Origin of the sequence: Bradyrhizobium sp. UBA2491 (genome assembly GCF_002341725.1) — a bacterium.
Classification (GTDB): Bacteria; Pseudomonadota; Alphaproteobacteria; order Rhizobiales; family Xanthobacteraceae; genus Bradyrhizobium.
Genome location: NZ_DDOP01000030.1, coordinates 43,259 through 63,687 on the forward strand (window position 1 = coordinate 43,259; position 20,429 = coordinate 63,687).

Genomic DNA, 20,429 nt, shown 5'->3' on the forward strand with positions numbered 1-20,429 from the left:
CGGTTCGCGCAACAATCAAGTGGAAGCGGTGAGAGCCGCGACGTCCAAGCCTTGAAGTGAGAGCCATGCCCAGCAATCCGACACTCGCCTCCCTTGCCGCCGATCTCGCCAGCGGCGCGACCTCCGCCCGCAAGCTCGTTGAGCAGTGCATCGCCCGGATCGCCGATCCCGCCGGCGAGGGCCAGCGCACCTTCATCCATGTCGACCGCGACGCGGCGCTGGAAGCCGCCGACGCGATGGACCGGCTGCGCAAGGCCAACGCCGCGCCGTCGCCGTTTGCCGGCATTCCCATCTCGATCAAGGACCTGTTCGACATCAAGGGGCAGGTGACCCGCGCCGGCTCCCGGGCGCTGGAGGATTCCGCGCCGGCGGATGCCGATGCGCCTGCCGTGGCACGGCTGAAGCGCGCCGGCTTCATCGTGATCGGCCGCACCAACATGACCGAGTTCGCCTATTCCGGTATCGGCATCAACCCGCATTACGGCACGCCGAAGAGTGCCTGGAATCGGAGCGCGGGCCATGTGCCCGGCGGCTCGTCCTCGGGCGCCGCGGTGTCGATCGCCGACGGCATGGCGTTCGGCGCGCTCGGCACCGACACCGGCGGCTCCTGCCGGATTCCCGCGGCGTTCAACGGCATCGTCGGCTACAAGCCGACGCAGCGGCGGATTCCGCTCGATGGCGGCGTGCCGCTGTCGTTCAGCTTGGACAGCTACGGCCCGCTGGCCAATTCGGTGGCCTGCTGCGCCGTGCTCGACGCGGTGCTGGCCGACCAGCCGGTGACACCGCTTGCCCCGCGCCCCGTGAAGGGCATGCGGCTCGCGGTGCCGACCACGGTCGCGCTCGACGACCTCGATGATGCCGTCGCAAAGACCTTCGAGCGTGCGCTGGCGGCGCTGTCGCGCGCCGGTGCGCTGATCGAGCGGATCGAGGTGCCTGAGTTTCTTGATGTCGGCGTGATGAACGCCAAGGGCGGCTTCTCAGCGGCCGAGAGCTATGCCTGGCATCGCTTCCTGCTCGCCAGCAAGGGCGACATCTACGACCCGCGGGTCGCGGTGCGCATCCAGCGTGGCGAGGGATTCCTCGCCGCCGACTACATCGACCTGCTCAATGCCCGCCGCTCCTTCATCGCGCGCACCGAGGCGCGGATCGCGCCCTATGATGCGCTGGTGCTGCCGACCACGGCGAACCTGCCGCCGACCATTGCAGCTCTCGCCGACGACAAGGCGTTCGCCACCGAGAACCTGCGCGCGCTGCGCAACCCCTCGCTGATCAACACGCTCGATGGCTGCGCCATCTCGCTGCCGGCGCATCGCGAGGGCGAGGCCCCGGTCGGCCTGATGCTCGCCGCCGCGGGCGGTTCGGATCGCCGCATCTTCGAGCTTGCGGCCGGAATGGAGACCGTCATCCGTGTTTGATCTCACCTTCAATGTCGACGACAAGGGCGTCGCAACGCCGCTGACGCTGGAAATCCGGCAGGCCGTGATCGCCGGCTGGACCGGCCGCGATCCGGTGGCGCGCGACAAGCACATCGCCGAGCTCGAAGCGCTCGGCATCGCCCGGCCCGCGACCACGCCGATCTACTACCGCTGTTCGGCGCGTCGCCTGACCTTCGCCGATACGATCGAGGTCTGCGGCGAGGACTCCAGCGGTGAGGTCGAGTTCGTCCTGATCGGCTGGCAGGACCGCATCTTCGTCGGCTGCGGCTCGGACCATACCGACCGCAAGGTCGAGAGCTACAGCGTCACGGTGTCGAAGCAGATGTGCGACAAGCCGGTCGCCTCCGAGCTCTGGGAGCTCGATGACGTCATCGGCCACTGGGACCAGCTGACCTTGCGCTCCTGGGCCACGATCGGCGGCGAACGCGTGCTCTACCAGGAGGGCACGCTCGACCACATGCTGCCGGTGAAAGACCTGATCGCGCGCGGCTTCGACGGCGGAGCGCTGCCCGACGGCTGCGCCATGTTCGGCGGCACCTTCGCCGCCAAGGGCGGCATCCGCCCCGCCAGCCGCTTCGAGTTCGAGCTGGAAGACCCGGTGCTGAAGCGCAAGATCAGCCACGGCTATGACGTCGTGACCTTGCCGGTGCGGGGCTGAATTCCTTCCGCGCGCGCGTTCATAGAGCCGACCGATACTCTCCCCACGCGTCGTCCCGGCGAAGGCCGGGACCCATAACCACAGGATGCTGTGGTCGGCACGCTGTGGCCCCAGCTTTCTCAACAACTGATGACGGTGGCTATGGGTCCCGGCCTTCGCCGGGACGACACCGTGAATGTGGCGGCGATCTTGAAACATTCCACTCGGAAATCGGGTGGCGCGGGTCGTAATCACGGGCCAGATTCCGGCCCATGACAGCAACAGCAAAGACCATCAGCCGCCCAGCCACCGGCATTCCCGCCCGCATCGACGGGCTCGATTGGGACCAGATTGCAACCGACCTCGACGGGCAGGGCTCCGCCGTTCTCAGTGGCCTGCTGACGCCGGACGAGTGCGACACCATCGCCGCGCTCTATCCCGACGACAGCCGGTTCCGCAGCCGGGTCGTGATGGGCCGCCACGGCTTTGGCCGCGGCGAATACAAATACTTCTCCTATCCGCTGCCGGATCTGATCGCGGAGCTGCGGCCGGCGCTGTATGCACGGCTGACGGCGACCGCCAACCGCTGGAACCAGACGATGGGGATCGAGATCAGCTATCCCTCGTCGCACGCGGCGTTCCTGAAGCGCTGTCATGACGCCGGGCAGACGCGGCCGACGCCGCTGCTGCTGCAATATGGCGAGGGCGACTACAACTGCCTGCACCAGGACCTCTACGGCGAGCACGTGTTTCCGATCCAGGTCGCGATCCTGCTGTCGGAGCCGGGGCGCGATTTCAGCGGCGGCGAGTTCGTGCTGACCGAGCAGCGGCCCCGGATGCAGTCGCGGCCCGAGGTGGTGCCGCTGACCAGGGGCGATGCGGTAGCTTTTGCCGTGCATCATCGTCCGGTGCAGGGGACACGCGGGCCGTATCGTGTCAATCTGCGCCACGGCGTCAGCCGGATCAGGTCCGGCCATCGTCACACCGTCGGTGTGATCTTCCACGACGCGAAGTGAGTGCGAGACAGGCGTGGCCGCTGATCTGTTCGAGACTGTTGGCGATGCACGGCCGCCGCGCGAGACGATCGCTGACGGCGCGGTGCTGCTGCGCGGCTTCGTCCGGCCGTTCGAGGCTGAGCTGATTCCCGCCTTGCGCGCGATCGTGAAGCAGGCGCCGTTCCGCCATCTGATCACGCCGGGCGGCCACCGCATGTCGGTGGCGATGACCAATTGCGGCAGCCTCGGCTGGGTCTCCGATCCCGGCGGCTATCGCTACGATCCGATCGATCCTGATACCGGACTGAACTGGCCAGCCATGCCTGACGTGCTGCGCAGGCTGGCTGCCGCTGCCGCTGATGAGGCCGGTTTCGCCGGCTTCGCCCCGGAGGCCTGCCTGATCAATCGCTATGTGCCGGGCGCAAAACTGTCGCTGCATCAGGACAAGGACGAGCTCGATTACGGTGCGCCGATCGTCTCGATCTCGCTCGGGTTGCCGGCGACCTTCCTGTTCGGAGGGCTCAAACGCAGCGACACGCCGCGCCGTTACCGGCTCGAACATGGCGACGTCGCCGTGTGGGGTGGGCCGTCACGGCTGTTTTATCACGGCGTCGCGCCGCTCGCCGAGGGCGAACACGGCGTGCTCGGCCGCCAGCGCATCAATCTGACCTTCCGCAAGGTGCGCTAGCTACTGCGCGGCGGCAGGTGGTGGCAATATTTCGGAATAATGGAAATATACTGTTGAGTTGCCCGGCGCGTCAAGCGCTTTTCCGAGGGCCGGCGGAACGCCTGCTGCTTTGCATGGGGTTGTTTTCGATATTTTTTGGCCGCTCGTACCTTTGCTTCGTCGCTCCAGTCAGGCTAAGGGCCTCCCGCCAATGGGAGAGCTGGTCTACACTTCGGGTATGACCACCAAGGCCGACCACGCGGTCAATCGCACCGGCATCTATCTTGCCGTGTTGCAGCTTGTCTTCACGCTGGGCTGGACCACCTATCTGATCTATCTGCCCAAGCTGTGCGCGGATGTCGGCATCGCGCCTGCAACCGTCATCCTGATCCTGATGATGGATCAAGCCATCTTCACCATCACCGACACCGCGATGGGCATGGCCGCCGACCGCGTGTCGCTGCTGGTCGGCCGTCTCGGCCGGTTCGTCGGCATCCTTGCCGCGATCTCCTGCGCCGCCTTCGTCGCGCTGCCTTACGTCGCCGGCAGCGGGCCGGGCGCAAGAGTCTGGCTGATTGCGCTGATCGTGATCTGGGCCGTCACATCGTCGGCGTTGCGTGCGCCGCCGCTGACGCTGCTGGGGAAGTATCGCGCGCAACCGTCCGTTCCGTTCCTCGCCGCGCTCGCAATGCTGGGCTATGGCATCGCCGGTGCAGTGTCGCCCTATCTCGGCGTCGTGCTGCGTGACCATGACGCGCGGCTGCCGTTCGTATTGTCCGGCGCCGTGCTGCTGTTGACCGCGCTGGCGTTCTCAGGGATCGAGCGGCGCATCGCGACGGAGGCCCAGCCGGAGCGGCTTGCGGCGCCCGCCAGGCGGCTCGGGGCGGTGCCGATGTTCCTGATCGCGTCGATGGTGCTGCTCTCGCTCGGCTATCAGCTGCACTTCAACATCAACAGCGCGCCGTTCTATCTGCGCTTCGCCAAGCCGAACGATCTGCAATGGCTGATGCCGGTGTTCTGGATCGGCTTCAACATCGCGATGTTTCCGGCGAGCCTCGTCGTCAAGCATCGCGGCGGGCTGATCGTGATGGGCGCAGCCGGGTTGCTCGGTGCGTTCGCCATCGTCGCGGCGGAGATCGCCGGCAGCCTCAACGTGCTGATCGTGGCGCAGTTCATGGCGGGGGCGGCCTGGGGCTGCATGCTGATGAGCGCGGTGTCGGCCGCGCTTGCGATCGGCGAGACCGGTGCCGAAGGCAAGGTGACGGGCCTCGTGTTCTCGGCGCTCGCGCTCGCGACCTTTGCGCGGATGGCGGCGGTCGCCGGCGGCTTGCAGAAGCTGCCGGACTATGCGCCGCTGGTGCACTGGGCCCCGGTCGCCTGCTGGTCGGTCGCAGGCGCCGGCCTGCTGGTGATCGCCGCGTCGCGGCTGCAACGCGGCGCGAGGACCGTCTAGTTGTTTCGTGCCGGGTGGATGAACGCCCAGGGCGAGACTTCGGAATCGGTCGGCACTTCCACCGAGATCACATAGGGCCCGCCATCGGCCAGCGCCTTCTCCAGCACGGGACGGAACTGATCCGGTGAGGTGACGCGCGCAGCGCCGGCACCGAACGATTCCGCAAGCTTGACGAAGTCCGGGTTGACCAGGTCGGAGGCGACGACGCGACCGTCGAAATGCTGGCGCTGGTCGCGGCGGACATTGCCATAGGCGTTGTTGTTGAACACCAGCGTCACCACGCCGATCTTGAACTGCACGGCGGTGGCGAGTTCCTGCACGCCGAACATGAAGCCGCCGTCGCCGGTGATCGCGACCACCGGCTTGTTCGGGTTGGCGACCTTGGCGCCGAGCGCGGTCGGGAAGCCCGAGCCGAGCGTACCCTGATAGCCTGAGGTGACGAAGGTGCGCGGCTGGTAGATCGGAAAGCCGTACCAGGAAGCGAAGCCGACCTGCGACAGCTCGTCGGTGACGATGGCGTTGGCCGGCAGCACCTCGCGCAAGATCTTGAGGTAAGCCATCTGCGGCTGGACACGCTGGATCTCCTGCTCGGTGGCTGCGGTCGCCTCGCGGATCGCGGCGCGGCGGCCCGAGGTCTTGCTGTAGCCCACCTTGCGCACGGCGGCGACCAGATCGGCGGTGCCGGCCCTGGCGTCGGCGATCACAGCGGCATCGGCCGGCCAGCGCCGCAACTCGACCGGATCGATGTCGATGCGCACGCATTTCAGGCCGGCCGGCTGATACGGCCAGCGCGACATCGTCGGCAATTCCATGCGGGTGCCGATGCCGATCATCAGGTCGGTCTTCGGCCAGAGCTTGTAGGCGGACGCCATCGTCAGGCCGAGTTCATGCGCGTTGGAGACGATGCCGCGGCCGCTGCGGAACGCGACGACAGGCGCGTCGATCATCTCGGCCAGTTCGAGGATCTCTTCGCCGGCCTCGATCGCACCGCTGCCGACGAAGATCATCGGCGCCTTGCTGCCGGCGATCAGATCGGCAGCCTGCCTGATGCGGTCGGGATCGGGCTGCGGCGCCGGCAACGGATCGAACGGCTTGACGGCTGTGACCTGGGTGCGCTGGGTGAACACGTCCCACGGCATCTCCAGCGACGCCGGGCCGCGCCGGCCCGACAGCATCTCCTGGAACGCGCGCGACACCAGCGCGGGCGCGTTGTCGGGGTATTCGATCCGGTCGGCCCATTTCACGAAGGTGCGCAGGGTGGCGAGCTGATCCGGCATCTCGTGCAGATGGCCGCGACCCTTGCCGAGGAATTGCGTCGGCACCTGGCCGGTCAGACACAGCACCGGCTCGTTGCAGCCGAAGGCGGTGAGCAGCGCCGCAGAGGCGTTGAGCACGCCGGGGCCGGGCACCACGCTGAACACGCCGGGCCTGCCCGAGGAGCGGGCATAGCCGAACGCCATGTAGCCGCAAGCCTGCTCGTGGCGAGCGCCGATCACCTTGAGCTGCGCCTGGTGGAACGCATCGAACAGGCCGTAGATCTGGGCGCCGGGCAGGCCGAACACGGTGTCGACGCCGTGGGCGACGAGGCCGTTGACGATCGCTTCGCCGCCGGATGTAGAGGTCATGGCACTGTCCACTTGCTTGCGAGGTTAGTTGGCTTCGTCGACGACGCTGTTGCGCAGCACGCCGACGCCTTCGGCCTCGACCTCGACGACATCGCCGGGCTTCAGATAGCGCGGCGGATCGAACCGCGCACCCGCGCCGGTCGGCGTCCCCGTCACGATGATGTCGCCGGGAGCCAGCGTCGTGAAGGTCGAGATGTAGTTGATGAGGTAGCGGAAGCCGAAGATCAAGCGCGAGGTGCGGTCGTCCTGCCTGAGTTCGCCGCTGACCTTGGTGGTCAGGCGGATATCGGCGATCTGCGCCTCGCTGGTGAAGGGCACGATCCAGGGGCCGAGGCTGCCGGTGGAATCGAAATTCTTGCCCTGGGTGACGTTGAACTTGGCGTGGCGGACCCAGTCGCGGATGGTGCCTTCGTTGCAGAGCGTGATCGCGGCGACGTGATCGAGCGCGCTGCTTTCCGGGATGTGCCGGCCGGCCTTGCCGATCACCAGCACCAGCTCACCTTCATAGTCGAGTTGCGGCGAGGCCCGCGGGCGCACCACCGGCGTGTCGTGGCCGACGAAGGAGCGCGGCACGCGCAGGAACATGCTCGGATATTTCGGTGCGTCCGAGCCGTCCTTGTACTCGGCATTGCGGTCCGGATAGTTGACGCCGATGCAGATGATCTTCTCCGGCGCCGGGATCGGCGGCTGCCACGCCACCGCGTCGAGCGCGTGGTCGGGCGATCGCTTGGCGGCGTCCTCCACGAGCCGGGTCAATGCGCCGGCGGCGATCGCCTCGCGCAAGGTCGGATAGTCCTTGGCGAAACGTGACGAGAGATCGACGATGCCGCTGTCGGTGACGGCACCATATTGCGTGGCGCCGTTGACGGAGTAGGTGGCGAGGCGAGGGGCTGACATGAGCAATCCATTCATTGGTGTCGTCCCGGCGAATGCCGGGACCCATACGCCGCGGCCATCGGAATGGGTATGCGGCCAGACATTCGTTCAACAACTCAAGTCGGTGGTTATGGGTCCCGGCCTTCGCCGGGACGACGTTTCGAGAGGCGTGTATCAGTCCGCGACCAGCACGTCGGCGACGAAGCGCGGCTCGCGCACGGCTTGCCCCGCGAAGGTCGAGCCCTCTTCGAACCAGGAGCGCGGCGCCGGTGCGCCCCACAAGGTCTGACGGCGCGGATCGCGCAGCGACCAGCGCAGCGGCTCGTGGTCGTGATCGCCGGTGAAATAGTCGCTGGTGTAGAGCTCGATGCGATGGCCGTCGGGATCGCGGATGTAGAGGAAGAAGGCGTTGGAGATGCCGTGCCGGCCCGGGCCGCGCTCGATGTTGTTGAGGAAGCCGGACGAGGCCATCACGTCGCAGAGATGCACGATGTTCATCGCGGTCGGCACCCAATAGGCGATGTGATGCAGGCGCGGGCCACGGCCGTTGGTGATGGCGAAGTCGTGGACATTGCCCTTGCGGTGCATCCAGGCGGCGGCGATGCGGCCATTGTCGCCGTCCTCCTCGGCATATTCGGTGAGGCGGAAGCCGAGCCGCGCGTAGAAATCGACGGTGTCCTGCACCTCGGCGGCGAACACGTTGAAATGGTCGAGCCGCTGCGGATGGCAGCCCTTGTAGAGATCGTAGCGCCGCAGCAAATGCGGGCGCTTCTCCATCGTGGCGTAGAGCTCGATCTGGAAGCCGAACGGATCGGTGAATTGCAGCGTGCGACCCTGGAACGGCTGGTCGACGAAGGCGTAGCTGATGCCGTTCTCGGAGCAGAAGGCGGCGGCCTTGTCGAGGTCGCCGTCATTGCCGACCTTGAAGCCGAGCCGGTTGCAGGCGGCCTTCGCCGCCTTGCGCAGCACCACCGAGTGATGCTGGTGCTCTTCGCTGGCGCGCAGATACACCGATCTGTCGTCGCGGTCCTCGATGTGGAGGCCGACGGTGTTCTCGTAGAAGGCGGCGCTCTTGTCCAGGTCCGTGACGTCGAGCACGGCGTGGCTGCAGCGGATGATGTTGAACGGCGGATCGAAGACGTGGGTCGGAGCGGGCATCGGTGTTTCCTCTGTCTGTCGTCATTCCGGGATGCGCCTCTTGGCGTAGGCCCGGAATCCATACCCACGATCGTGGTTATGGGTTCCGGGCTCGCCGCTACGCGTCGCCCCGGAATGACAGTTGTCGTTAGATTCCCAGTTTCTGAATCTTGTGCGTCCCGCGCGCGAGCGAGACGTGCTTGGTTTCCATGTAGAAGTCGAACGAGTAGTCGCCGCCGTCGCGGCCGATGCCTGACGACTTCATGCCGCCGAACGGGGTCGGCAGATGGCGGACGTTTTCCGAGTTGAGCCAGATCATGCCGGCTTCCAGCGCATCGGCGACACGCAGCGCGCGGCCCATCTCGCCGGTCCAGACATAGCCGGTCAGACCGTATTGCACGCCGTTGGCGATTTCGATGGCCTCAGCCTCGTCCTTGAACGGGATGACGGTCAGGAACGGCCCGAACACCTCTTCCTGCGCGACGCGCATGTTGGCGCTGGCGCCGGTGACCAGCGTCGGCTGCACATAATGGCCGCCGCCGGGGCCGTCATGCGGCTTGCCGCCGACCGCGATCGTCGCGCCGTCCTTCCTGGCGACGTCGAAATAGCTGCACACCTTGGCGAGATGCCGCTCATGGATCAGCGGCCCGATCTCGGTCGCGGGATCGAGCGGATGGCCGACCTTGAGCGCCTTGACGCGCGCCGTGAGCTTCTCGATGAAGCTGCCGGCAATGCTCTCCTGAACCAGCAGCCGGCTCGACGAGGTGCAGCGCTCGCCATTGAGCGAGTAGATCATGAACACGACGGCATCGAGCGCGCGGTCGAGATCGGCGTCGTCGAACACGATCACCGGGTTCTTGCCGCCGAGCTCGAAATGCACCCGCTTCAAGGTCGGCGCGCCCTGCGCCATGATTGCCGAGCCGGTCGAACTCTCGCCAACGAAGCCGATCGCCTTGATCGCGGGGTGCTCGGTCAGCGCCTTGCCGGCCTCTTCGCCGAAACCATGCACGGTGTTGAGCACGCCGTCGGGAAGACCGGCCTGCTTGGCGAGCTTGACCAGCATGTCGGCCGTCACCGGCGACCATTCCGCCGGCTTGTGCACCACGGTGCAGCCGGCGGCCAGCGCCGGCGCGATCTTCCAGGTCGAGAGCATGAACGGCGTGTTCCACGGCGTGATCACGCCGACCGGGCCGATCGGCACCCGGGTCGAGATGTTCCAGTGCTCGTCCGAAGGCGTGTTGAGGCCGTCGCGGGCCTCGCCGCATTTGTCGGCGAAGAAGCGGAAATTCTCCGCGGCGCGGATGGCGGCCTTGGCCATGAAGCGGTGCGCCTGACCGGTGTCGATGCATTCGAGCACGGCGATGTCGTCGGCGCGCTCCTCGATCGCATCGGCGACGCGGTGCAAAACCTTGCGGCGCTGCGCCGCCGGCATGTCGCGCCAGGCCTTGAACGCGTTGGACGCCGCGGTTGCCGCGCGGTCGATATCCGCGGCATTGCCGCGCGCGACCGTCGCCAGCACCGTGCCGTCGACGGGCGATTTCGTCTCGAAAGTCTGACCGGATGCCGCCGGCACGACCTTGCCGTCGATCACATTGCCCATGCCTTCGGCCTTCAGCTTCGCCAGCAGGGGACCGGCGCGATCGCGGTTGGCCTGGAACACATCGGCTGACGATTTCGCTGTCGCTTTATCCATTGACCGTCTCCACCTTCAATGCGTCGTGGATGTTGTTGCGTTTCCAGCTGGTTTCCTTGTCGTTGATCTGCATGTCGAACGACAGAGCGAACTTGCTGTTGGCGAATACCGGATCGAGATGGGCCGATAGCGCCTTGAAGATGTGCTCGCCCGCCTTCTTGCGGGCGGCGAGGTCACGGCCTTCGCCGAGCCGCAGCACCATGTCGAGGAAGCCGTAGGTCTTGCGGCCGTCGGCGATCGCGTAATGCTCGCATCTGATGGCGCGGACACGGATGCCGCCGAGCGGGAAGATGCCGGTCTCGACCGCGGCCCTGCGGACCAGTTCGACCGTCGCGCCCATGTCGACGAGGCCGTCGAGATTGGCCGAGTATTCAATCGTGAAATGCGGCATGCAGCGCTCCTGCTGATGGCGTCAAGCGAAGTAGCAGCTCACGGAACCATAAGGTCCGTAATCGGCCTGGATGGTGTCGCCCTTGCGGGTCTCGATCGGGCGGATGAACGAGCCCGCCAGCACGATTTGACCGGCCTCCAGCGCCAGCCCGTTGGGCGCGATCTTGTTGGCGAGCCACGCCACCGCGGTCGCCGGATGGTTCAACACGCCGGCGGCCAGACCGGTTTCCTCGAGCTGGCCGTTGCGGAAGCAGAGCGCGCCGATCCAGCGCAGATCGGCCTCCAGCGGTCGGATCGGCCGGCCGCCCAGCACGATGCCGGCATTGGCGGCATTGTCGGCGATGGTGTCGAAGATCTTTCGCGTTGCTTTGGTTTCCGGATCGACGCGTTCGACCCGGGTATCCAGGATTTCCAGCGCCGGCACCACGAAGTCGGTGGCGTTGAGCACGTCGAACAGCGTGCAGTTCGGTCCCGCCAGGCGATGCTTCATCACGAAGGCAAGCTCGGCCTCGACGCGGGTTGCGATGAAGCGATCGGTCGGCACCAGGCCGCCATCGGCAAAGAACATGTCGTCGAGCAGGATGCCGGAATCGGGCTCGTCGATGTTGAGCGCACTCTGCATCGCCTTCGAGGTCAGGCCGATCTTGTGGCCCTTGACGAGGCGGCCCTGCGCCACCTTCATCTCGACCCAGGCCTTCTGAATCGCGTAGGCATCCTCGAGGGTGATGCGGGGGTATTCCAGCGAGAGCTGGCGGATCTGCTTGCGGGTCTTTTCCGCGGTGTCGAGCCGTTCGGCGGCAGCGCGGATATCGTCCTTGGAGAGGGCCATGCGTGATACACAAAAAGTGGATGTCGGGAGATGATTAACATGTTAAGTGAATTCCCGCAAACTGAATCAGGGCATGCTGCGCTGCAAAAGTTTGCGGTGGCGGATTAGGTCATGGCGCGCAAGAAATCGTCCGACGAGCTAGGGCCGAGGCAGGGTGACGAGGTGGCGTCGTCGCGACGTGGCCCGATGCGCGAATTCTCGCGCTCGCTGCCGATGTCGCTGCTGCGCGCCCGCGAGGCCGTGATGCGGCAATTCCGTCCGTCGCTGCGCAGTCACGGGCTGACCGAGCAGCAATGGCGGATCTTGCGTGCGCTGACCGCGGTCGAGGAGATCGAGGTCACCGAGCTCGCCCGCGTGGCGTTCCTGCTTGGCCCGAGCCTGTCGCGGATCCTGCGCGATCTCGAGGCGCGCGCCTTGATCGAGCGCAAGGCGGCCGAGACCGATGCGCGGCGCGCGGTGGTTTCGATCTCTGCCAAGGGACTGAAGCTGATCGAGGCGGTGGCCCCGACGTCGGAGGCGATCTACGCCGAGATCACCCGGCGGTTCGGCGCCCGCAAGCTCGCGGAACTGCACGAAATGCTCGGCGCACTGGAGGCCAGCCTCGCCGGAATGGCGGCTGCCGATGATGCCGAGGTCGAGGCCGATACGTAGCCGCGGTCCCGTGCGACAGGATGGCTAGACCATGTAGGGCACGCGCGAAATCACGTTGATGGCGCGGAATTCGGCAATCCAGCGGGCAACTTTCGAATGCGACCATTCGATGTGACTGCGCAAGGTCGCGGCCGCCGCATCGCCGTCGCGTGTGCGCAAGGCTTCGATGATCACCAGATGCTCGTCCATGAAGGAATCGATCTGCGGCGCGGTCAGAGCCACCTGAATGTGCTTGCCGATCACGAAGGAGCAGTGCGTGCGTTTCAGCGCCTCGATCATCTCGCGATTGCTGCCGTAGCCCAGGCACTGGATGTGGAGGTCGCCCTCGATCTCGTCGAGCTCCCCGACGCCGACGCCGCTGCGGAACTGGATCCCTTCGCGCAGCCGCTCCGCCATCCGGTCGAGCAGTGCGGCAGGAATCCTCGTCGTCGCGGATTTGAGCAGCAGTGGCTCGAGGGTCGCGCGGACCTCGAAGATATCGCGGAGGCGATCTTCATCCAGGGGCACCACATACCAATGAGCCTTGGCGCCTTTCTCCAGGACTCCGATTGCCTGCGCACGTAGCAACAGGTTGCGCGCAACGGTGCGTCCGACCCGGAAGTGCCGCGCCAGCGCGAGCTCGCTGACCCGAAAGCGCCCGAACAGCGACCGGTAGATGATCTCGCGCTCGAGCTTGTAGTAGAGTGCATCCCAGGCATCGCTGCGCACCGCCTCGACCGGGCCATCGGTCAGCCCGAACATCTCCGGCGTGATCGGGACGCGGCGTGGTTCGGCGTTTCGCTTGCCGGCGATGACGCCGCGGCCGTCGAAGCGGCGCACCAGGCCGACATGCTCGAGCTGTTCGAACGCCTGTCGCACCGGCGAGCGGCTGGAGCCGAACAAGGTCGCGATCGCCGATTCCGAGAGAACCGTTCCGGGTGGAACGTCGCCGGCCCGGATGTGCTTTGCCAATGCGCTCTTGATCAGCGCGTAGGCCGGCTGCTTCCGTCTGGTCTGCGATTTCGCTCTTGGAATCGACATTGATGACTGCCCGTCGGTCACATTATCACGTGATCCCGTTCTGGTCGTTGGTAGCAGGCAATTACGCACCGTTGCCAGCGAACGTTTGGCTATTGCGTGCAATGTGCAATCATGTTTAGCTGGGAGTCAAACGCCAGATCGATGGCCGCCGTCACGTGTCCTGGACCACAGATCGACGCGTCAGCTCATCTCAACGCAGCCGACATGCAAGTTCGGCGCACCAAAGGGAGGATTGAATGAAACTGACGAGGCGTGAGTTTTCCGCCGGCTTGGCGGCAGGTCTCGCTGCTCCCGCGCTGATGCGCAGCGCCTGGGCGCAAGGAGCGACGATCAAGATCGGCATGTGCGTGCCGGTGACCGGACCGGCAGCGGAGCAGGGCCTGTGGGCCCAGAACGGCGCCAAGCTGGCGCTCGCCGCGGTCAACAAGGCCGGCGGCGTGCTCGGCAAGCAGGTCGAGCTCGTGATCGAAGACGACCAGACCACCAACCCGGGCATCGTGCTGGCCTTCTCCAAGCTCGCCGCGCAATCCGACATCGTTGCCTTCCTCGGCTCGATCCGCTCGACCCAAGTGCAGGCGATGGCGCCCGACGTGATCAAGGTCGGCAAGCCCGTGATGATCGGTGGCACCAATCCGGATCTCACCCATTCCGGCAATCCCTGGCTGTTCCGCTTCCGCCCGAATGACAATTACTCCGGCCGCGTGATCGCCGACTTCGGCGTCAACACGCTCGGCAAGAAGAAATGGGCGATCGTCCATTCCACCGACGCCTTCGGCACCGCGGGCGGCAAGGCGCTGACCGAAGCGCTGGCCAAGCTCGGTGCGCCGCCGGTGCTCGATCAGGGCTATGCCAACCAGAGCCAAGACTTCACCCCGGTCGTGCTGGCGGTGAAGCAGTCCGGCGCCGACGTGCTCGGCACCTATTTCACCTTCGAGAACGACCTCGGCATCTTCGCCCGCCAGCTGCGCCAGCTCGGCGTCAACATCCCGTGGGTCGGTTCGCCTTCGGTGGTGGCGGTGTCCTCGACCAAGCTCGCCGGCCCTGCGCTGTATGGCACCTACGGGGTCGCCGACTTCGCCGAGGACTCGAGCGACACGGCGAAGGCGTTCGGCAAGGCCTATCGCGATGCCTACAAGACCGCGCCCGACAACCAGAGCGCCTGGCCCTACGACGCGATCACCATTCTGTCGGCGGCGATCAACAAGGCCGGCTCGACCGATCCGAATAAGATCCGCGACGCCATCCTGGCGACGCAGAAATTCGCTGGCGCGGAAGGCGAGTACAATTTCGACAAGAACGGCGACGGTCTGCACGGCTACAACGTCGTGAAGAACGACAAGGGTAAGATCGTCTACGACAAGCACATCGACTTCAACGATTGATCCGAGCGGGTCAGGGAGGCACGGATGGATGGGTTCCCTCCCCCCTTGCGGGGGAGGGTTAGGGAGAGGGGTAAGCCGCTCGGGAGGAATTCGTGGCTTACCCCTCTCTCCAACTCTCCCCCGACGCAAGTCGGGCCTGCCCGACTTGCGCAAATTTACGATGCGCAACCGGGGTAGACTCCGGTTGCGTGGGGGAGAGAGCCTTGCCACCTCCCGAACAACAATCACTCCGATCCGGCTGGTCCCGGAATGTTCGCCTCGCCTTTCAATGAGCGCATGCCATGGATCTGGTTCTCCAACTGCTGTTCACCGGAATCGGCATCGGCGCGGTCTACGCGCTGGTCGCGCTCGGTTTCGTGCTGATCTTCCGCGCCACCAATGTGGTGAACTTCGCGCAAGGCGAATTCTCGATGGTCGCCGCCTATCTGATGGTGGTCTGCGTCGAGCTCGGCCTGCCTTACTGGCTGTCGTTCGTGATCGCGCTCGCCGGCATGGCGCTGCTCGGCGTCATCTTCAATCTCGGCGTCTACTATCCGCTGCGCCACCGCACCTATCTGCCTGTCATCATCGCCACCATCGGCGCCTCGATCCTGCTGTCGAATTCGGTGCTCGCGATCTACGGCCCGCAGCCGCAGGTGTTGCAGGGCTGGTTCGATACGCCCGGCATCCAGCTCGGCCCGGTCTATCTCGACAGCCAGTATCTCTTGATCATCGGCGTCACGATTTTCCTGGTGCTGTTCAATTTCTGGTTCTTCGAGAAGACGCTGCTCGGCAAGAAGCTGCAAGCGACCTCGCAGGACAAGGAGATGGCCTCGCTGCTCGGCATCTCCGTCTCCACCATGATCATGATCACCTTCATCTACTCGGCCGTGCTCGGCGGTCTCGCCGGCATCCTGGTGGCGCCGGTGCTGTTCGTCTCGATCCAGATGGGCTCGACCATCGCGCTGAAGGCGTTCGCCGCCACCATCATCGGCGGCTTCGGTGATGTTGCAGGCGCGATCGTCGGCGGCCTCGCGCTCGGCGTCATCGAAACCTTCGGCGCCGCCTATATTTCCGTGCCGTACAAGGACGGCTTCGCCTTCCTGGTGCTGATCGCCTTCCTGGTATTCCGGCCGCAGGGCATCTTCGGCGAACGCGTCGCGGAGAAAGCATGAGCGCCAGCGACAACATGATCCCGGCGCCCGCCGTGCGCGCGAAACCGCTGATCATCCGTCATCTGCCGTATTTCGTCGCCGCCGCGGTGCTGGTGGCGCTCGCCGCCGGCATGCAGTTCGACGGTTACATCCTCAACATCCTGCTCCAGGCCACGACGTTCTCGATCGCGGTGTTCGGGCTTTCGGTCGTGCTCGGCCTGTGCGGTCAGATCAACCTGGCGCAGGCGGCGTTCTTCGGCTTCGGCGCCTATGCCGTCGGCCTCGGGACTGCCGACCTGCATCTGAACTTCTGGCTCTGCCTGGTTGGCGCCTGCGCGATCACGCTGGTGGCCGGCGCATTCCTCGGCATGTCGACCTTGCGGCTCGGCGGGCATTACCTTGCGATGGTGACGATCTCGTTCCAGCAGATCGTGACACTGGTCATGATCAACGCGGTCGGCGTGACCCACGGACCGGACGGCGTCGCCAACATTCGCCGGCCCGAGCTGTTCCAATCCTCGCAGAGCTATCTCGCCTTCTGTGTCGCGATGCTCGCGATCGTCGGCTACCTGGTCTGGCATCTGCCCGACACCAAGCTCGGCCGCGCGATGCGCGCGGTGCGCGACAACGAGCTTGCGGCCGGCGTCAACGGCATCGACGTGTTCCGCACCAAGGTCTCCGCCTTTGCGGTGTGCGCGGTGCTCGGTGGCCTCGCGGGCGGCCTGTTCGCCGGCGGCTTCGCCTATGTCAGTCCTGACCAGTTCTCGTTCGCGGAATCGATCCAGTTCCTGACCATGTCGCTGCTCGGTGGCGTGGCCTCGCCGATCGGCTCGGTGATCGGCACCGGCCTGCTGATCCTGATCCCGGAATGGCTGCGCTTCCTGAAGAGCGTGCCCGGCCTCTATCTTGCGATCTACGGCCTGTCGGTGATCCTGATCATCCGCTTCATGCCGGATGGCATCTGGGGCTTCGTATCTGACGCCTTCACGCGCTGGCGTGCACACACCGGGGCGCCGCCCGTTGCCGGAGCGCTCCTGCTCAAGCCCGCGACCACTGGCGGCGACATCGTGCTCGAGGTCACCGGGCTCTCGAAGCATTTCGGCGGCCTCAAGGCGGTCGACGGCGTCGACATCGCGGTGAAGCGCGGCAGCGTGCACGCGCTGATCGGACCCAACGGCTCCGGCAAGACCACGACGCTCAACGTGCTGTCCGGCCTCTACAAGGCGACATCGGGCAGGATCGTGCTTGACGGCACCGACATCACCAACATGGCGCCGCATCAGCGCACCGCCGCGGGTCTTGGACGTACCTTCCAGAACATCCGCTTGTTCCGCTCGATGACGGCGCTGGAAAACGTCGAGATCGGCGCCGAACGTCCCGGCAACACCATGATCGGGAAGGGCGACGACGCGCTGACCGAGCGCGCGATGGAGGCGCTGACCTTCGTCGGCCTCGGCAACCGCGCCAACCAACTGATCTCGAGCTTCTCCTACGGCCATCAGCGCCTGATCGAGATCGCGCGGGCGCTGGCCTCGAACCCGACCTTGCTGCTGCTCGATGAGCCGGCCGCCGGCCTCAACTCGACCGAGAAGCTCGAACTGCATGAGCTGCTGAAGCGCATCGCCGCACAGGGCCTCACCATCCTGATCATCGATCACGATATGACGCTGGTCTCCGAAGCCGCCCAACACATCACCGTGCTGAACTTCGGGCGCCGCATCGCGGACGGCGAGTCGATGGCGGTGCTGCGCCATCCCGACGTCGTCTCCGCCTATCTCGGGAGCGAATGATGCCGCTGCTCGAAATCCGCAATCTGGTGGTCCGCTACGGCGAGATCGAGGCGCTGCGCGGCGTCACCATCGCCGTGGAGCAGGGGCAGGTGGTCACGTTGCTCGGCGCCAACGGCGCCGGCAAGTCGACTACGCTGCGCGCCATCTCCGGCCTCGCCAAGCCGGCCTCCGGCGACATCCTGTTCGACGGTCATTCGATCGCAGGCCTCGGGCCGGAAGCGATCGTCAGGCTCGGCATCTCGCATGTGCCGGAAGGCCGCCGCGTTTTCCCGGGCCTCACGGTGAAAGAGAACATCATGCTCGGTGCGTCGAACCGCAAGGTCTCGGCGTCGCAGATCTCGCGTGAGGCCGACGCGATGTTCGATTTGTTTCCGGACATTCGCGCCTTCTCCAATGCGCTCGGCTGGACGCTGTCCGGCGGCCAGTTGCAGATGGTTGCGGTCGCGCGCGGCCTGATGGCCAAGCCGCGGCTGCTGTTGCTCGACGAGCCGTCGCTCGGGCTCGCGCCCGTCATCGTGCAGGCGGTGTTCCGCATCATTTCGCAGATCAGGCAGGACACCACGGTCTTGCTCGTCGAGCAAAATGCGCGCATGGGACTTTCGGTCGCCGATCACGGCTTCGTCCTGGAAACAGGGCGGATCGTGCTCGGCGGCAAGCCCGACGAATTGTGGGGCAACGAAGCCATCGCCGCCGCCTATCTCGGCGGCCACGCCAAGACCCACGCCTGACAACGCACAGTGTTTTATCGAGCGAGCTAGTATTTCATGGTCACCATCAAGGTCGATAACCTCATCAACTTCGTGTCCGAGGTGTTTTCGCATTCGGAGTCCTCCGCCGAAGAAGCGAAGCGCATCGCGACCTACCTGACGACGGCGAATCTCACCGGGCACGACAGCCATGGCGTGATCCGCGTGCCTGTTTACGTCAGGTGGAAGAAGATGGGCTCGATCGTGCCGAACCAGACCCCCGAGGTGGTGGTCGATACGCCGTCGCTCGCGGTGGTCGACGGCAAGTTCGGCTATGGCCAGACCGTGACGCCGGTCGCGGTCAGGCTCGGCATCGAGAAGTGCAAGAAGGCGGGGCTTGCCGCGGTCGCCTTGCGTAACTCCGGCCATCTCGGCCGCGTCGGCGACTGGGCCGAAATGGCCGCGGCCGAAGGCCTCGTTTCGATTCATTTCGTGACCGCTGCGGGCTCGTTGCTGGTCGCGCCCTATGGCGGCGTCGAGAAGCGGCTGTCGACCGCGCCCTATTGCGTCGGCATTCCGCGCCAGGGCCAGGATCCGATCGTGCTCGATTTCGCGACCTCGGTCGTCGCCGAGGGCAAGTGCCTGGTGGCAAGCCGCGGCGGCAAGAAGCTGCCGCACGGCGCGCTCGTCGATGCCGACGGCACGCTGAGCGAGGACCCGCACGTGCTGTATGGCCCGTACACGCCCGATGGGCCGCGCGACCATACCAAGGGTACGGGCGCGATCCGCGCTTTCGGCGATCACAAGGGCTCGGGGCTTGCCTTCATCTGCGAACTGCTCGGCGGCGCGCTCACCGGCACCGGCGCGACGTCGTCGGACCGGCGCTTCGCCAACGGCATGATGGCGTTCTACATCGACCCCAAGGTGATCGACACCAGCAATTTCTTCGATGGCGAAATCACCCGCTACACCGATTTCATCCGCGCCACCAAGCCGATCGCGGGCACGGAGTCCGTGCTGGTTCCGGGCGATCCCGAGCGCAAGACCCGCGCCGAGCGCACCAGGAATGGCATCCCCTTGCCTGACGACACCTGGGCGGCGATAGTGAATACCGCGCGCGAAGTCGGCGTCAGCGAAGTCTCGATCCAGCGGGCGACCAGCTGAGGTCCCCCAAGAAGCACGCAAGAACCACAAAGGAAACGTGATCAATGGCAAACAAGGTCAAGCAAATCTGGGCATCGGGCAAGGCGGTGGTGAACGCATGGCTCGCGATCCCCTCGGGCTTCTCGGCCGAAGTGATCGCGCAATGCGGCTTCGACAGCGTCACGGTCGACATGCAGCACGGCGTGCAGGACTATCAGTCGATGGTGCAATGCTTCCAGGCGATGCATGCGCACCCGGTCACCCCGATGGTCCGCGTGCCGTGGAATGAACCGGGCATCATCGGCAAGGTACTCGACGGCGGCGCCTATGGCGTGATCTGCCCGATGGTCAACACGCCGCAGGAAGCCAAGAACCTCGTCTCCTACGCGAAATATCCGCCGAAGGGCGTGCGCTCCAACGGCCCGATCCGTGCCGGCATGTACGGCTCGGCCGGCACCTATCAGCAGACCGCGAACGACGAGATCGTGCTGCTGCCGATGATGGAGACCAAGACCGCGGTCGAGAACATGGAAGCCATCCTCGATGTCGAAGGCATCGACGGCGTCTATATCGGCCCGTCCGATCTCGGCTTCTCCTACGGCCTGGTGCCGAAGCTCGATCGCGACGAGCCGGAGATCCTCAAGATCTACGAGAAGATCATCAAGGAATGCGGCAAGCGCGGCCTCAACCCGGGCATCCACTGCTCCGGCGCCGAGGGCGCGGTGCGCGCGATCAACATGGGCTTCAAGCTCGTGACGCTGTCGAACGAGGTCGGCCTGATGCAGGTCTACGCCAAGATGCAGGTCAATGCGACCCGCGAGAAGTCCGGCGGCAAGGCGTAAGGACGCGAATAGCGAGTAGTGAGTGGCGAATAGAGATTGGCGGT

The 20,429-nt window shown here is 65.6% G+C and carries 19 protein-coding genes; 12 read left to right on the forward strand and 7 right to left on the reverse strand.

What is annotated here, in order from left to right; genetic code table 11:
* The first annotated feature begins 65 nt into the window (after positions 1-65).
* The 5 genes from B2W55_RS08885 to B2W55_RS08905 all read left to right on the forward strand — a co-directional run bounded on the left by B2W55_RS08885 (position 66) and on the right by B2W55_RS08905 (position 5,188).
* Entirely contained in the window at positions 66-1,415 is a 1,350-nt protein-coding gene (locus B2W55_RS08885) for an amidase (RefSeq protein WP_024579406.1), read from the forward strand.
* Positions 1,408-2,094 (forward strand): DUF2848 domain-containing protein, encoded by a 687-nt coding sequence (locus B2W55_RS08890; protein ID WP_024579407.1) that lies wholly within the window; start codon positions 1,408-1,410, stop codon positions 2,092-2,094. Before B2W55_RS08885 ends, B2W55_RS08890 begins: the two co-directional genes overlap by 8 nt.
* 251 nt (positions 2,095-2,345) lie before the next feature.
* On the forward strand, positions 2,346-3,089 hold the full coding sequence (locus B2W55_RS08895) for a 2OG-Fe(II) oxygenase (protein ID WP_024579408.1): 744 nt from the start codon (positions 2,346-2,348) through the stop codon (positions 3,087-3,089).
* Positions 3,090-3,102: 13 nt separating this feature from the next.
* Positions 3,103-3,756 carry a DNA oxidative demethylase AlkB gene (gene alkB / locus B2W55_RS08900; RefSeq protein WP_024579409.1) on the forward strand — a complete coding sequence of 218 codons (654 nt, stop codon included), beginning with the start codon at positions 3,103-3,105 and terminating at the stop codon, positions 3,754-3,756.
* Positions 3,757-3,973: 217 nt separating this feature from the next.
* Entirely contained in the window at positions 3,974-5,188 is a 1,215-nt protein-coding gene (locus B2W55_RS08905) for an MFS transporter (RefSeq protein ID WP_024579410.1), read from the forward strand.
* On the opposite strand, the gene B2W55_RS08910 is transcribed toward B2W55_RS08905, so the two are convergent.
* The 6 genes from B2W55_RS08910 to hpaH all read right to left on the reverse strand — a co-directional run bounded on the left by B2W55_RS08910 (position 5,185) and on the right by hpaH (position 11,738).
* Entirely contained in the window at positions 5,185-6,813 is a 1,629-nt protein-coding gene (locus B2W55_RS08910; RefSeq protein ID WP_024579411.1) for a thiamine pyrophosphate-dependent enzyme, read from the reverse strand. The two genes, B2W55_RS08905 and B2W55_RS08910, sit on opposite strands and share 4 nt — an antisense overlap.
* Positions 6,814-6,837: 24 nt before the next feature.
* Positions 6,838-7,710, reverse strand: coding sequence for a fumarylacetoacetate hydrolase family protein (locus tag B2W55_RS08915; RefSeq protein WP_024579412.1), 873 nt, complete (start codon positions 7,708-7,710; stop codon positions 6,838-6,840).
* A 153-nt stretch (positions 7,711-7,863) separates the two neighbouring features.
* A complete protein-coding gene (hpaD, locus tag B2W55_RS08920) occupies positions 7,864-8,847 on the reverse strand; it encodes a 3,4-dihydroxyphenylacetate 2,3-dioxygenase (RefSeq protein ID WP_024579413.1) in 984 nt (327 codons plus the stop codon).
* A 127-nt stretch (positions 8,848-8,974) separates the two neighbouring features.
* On the reverse strand, positions 8,975-10,519 hold the full coding sequence (gene hpaE / locus B2W55_RS08925) for a 5-carboxymethyl-2-hydroxymuconate semialdehyde dehydrogenase (RefSeq protein ID WP_024579414.1): 1,545 nt from the start codon (positions 10,517-10,519) through the stop codon (positions 8,975-8,977).
* Positions 10,512-10,910, reverse strand: a complete 399-nt coding sequence (locus B2W55_RS08930) for a 5-carboxymethyl-2-hydroxymuconate Delta-isomerase (protein WP_024579415.1) — start codon at positions 10,908-10,910, stop codon at positions 10,512-10,514. The genes hpaE and B2W55_RS08930 overlap by 8 nt, the downstream gene beginning before the upstream one ends.
* Positions 10,911-10,931: 21 nt before the next feature.
* On the reverse strand, positions 10,932-11,738 hold the full coding sequence (gene hpaH, locus B2W55_RS08935; RefSeq protein ID WP_024579416.1) for a 2-oxo-hept-4-ene-1,7-dioate hydratase: 807 nt from the start codon (positions 11,736-11,738) through the stop codon (positions 10,932-10,934).
* 111 nt (positions 11,739-11,849) lie between these two features.
* Between hpaH and hpaR the strand changes: the two genes are divergently transcribed.
* Positions 11,850-12,389, forward strand: a complete 540-nt coding sequence (hpaR, locus tag B2W55_RS08940; protein ID WP_024579417.1) for a homoprotocatechuate degradation operon regulator HpaR — start codon at positions 11,850-11,852, stop codon at positions 12,387-12,389.
* A 24-nt stretch (positions 12,390-12,413) separates the two neighbouring features.
* On the opposite strand, the gene B2W55_RS08945 is transcribed toward hpaR, so the two are convergent.
* The gene (locus B2W55_RS08945) at positions 12,414-13,409 is read right to left on the reverse strand and encodes a GntR family transcriptional regulator (protein WP_024579418.1); all 996 of its coding nucleotides are present in this window, start codon (positions 13,407-13,409) and stop codon (positions 12,414-12,416) included.
* Positions 13,410-13,645: 236 nt separating this feature from the next.
* Here B2W55_RS08945 and B2W55_RS08950 point away from each other — a divergent pair, with 236 nt between their 5' ends.
* The 6 genes from B2W55_RS08950 (at position 13,646) to B2W55_RS08975 (ending at position 20,385) form a co-directional block, all read left to right on the forward strand.
* Positions 13,646-14,791: an ABC transporter substrate-binding protein gene (locus B2W55_RS08950; RefSeq protein ID WP_024579419.1), complete on the forward strand. Its 1,146-nt coding sequence runs from the start codon at positions 13,646-13,648 to the stop codon at positions 14,789-14,791.
* A 281-nt stretch (positions 14,792-15,072) separates the two neighbouring features.
* The gene (locus tag B2W55_RS08955; RefSeq protein ID WP_024579420.1) at positions 15,073-15,945 is read left to right on the forward strand and encodes a branched-chain amino acid ABC transporter permease; all 873 of its coding nucleotides are present in this window, start codon (positions 15,073-15,075) and stop codon (positions 15,943-15,945) included.
* The gene (locus tag B2W55_RS08960) at positions 15,942-17,714 is read left to right on the forward strand and encodes an ABC transporter permease subunit (protein ID WP_024579421.1); all 1,773 of its coding nucleotides are present in this window, start codon (positions 15,942-15,944) and stop codon (positions 17,712-17,714) included. Before B2W55_RS08955 ends, B2W55_RS08960 begins: the two co-directional genes overlap by 4 nt.
* Positions 17,714-18,442, forward strand: a complete 729-nt coding sequence (locus tag B2W55_RS08965) for an ABC transporter ATP-binding protein (RefSeq protein ID WP_024579422.1) — start codon at positions 17,714-17,716, stop codon at positions 18,440-18,442. The genes B2W55_RS08960 and B2W55_RS08965 overlap by 1 nt, the downstream gene beginning before the upstream one ends.
* A gap of 36 nt (positions 18,443-18,478) precedes the next feature.
* Entirely contained in the window at positions 18,479-19,564 is a 1,086-nt protein-coding gene (locus B2W55_RS08970; RefSeq protein ID WP_024579423.1) for a malate/lactate/ureidoglycolate dehydrogenase, read from the forward strand.
* 44 nt (positions 19,565-19,608) lie between these two features.
* Positions 19,609-20,385: an HpcH/HpaI aldolase family protein gene (locus B2W55_RS08975; protein WP_024579424.1), complete on the forward strand. Its 777-nt coding sequence runs from the start codon at positions 19,609-19,611 to the stop codon at positions 20,383-20,385.
* Positions 20,386-20,429 lie beyond the last annotated feature (44 nt).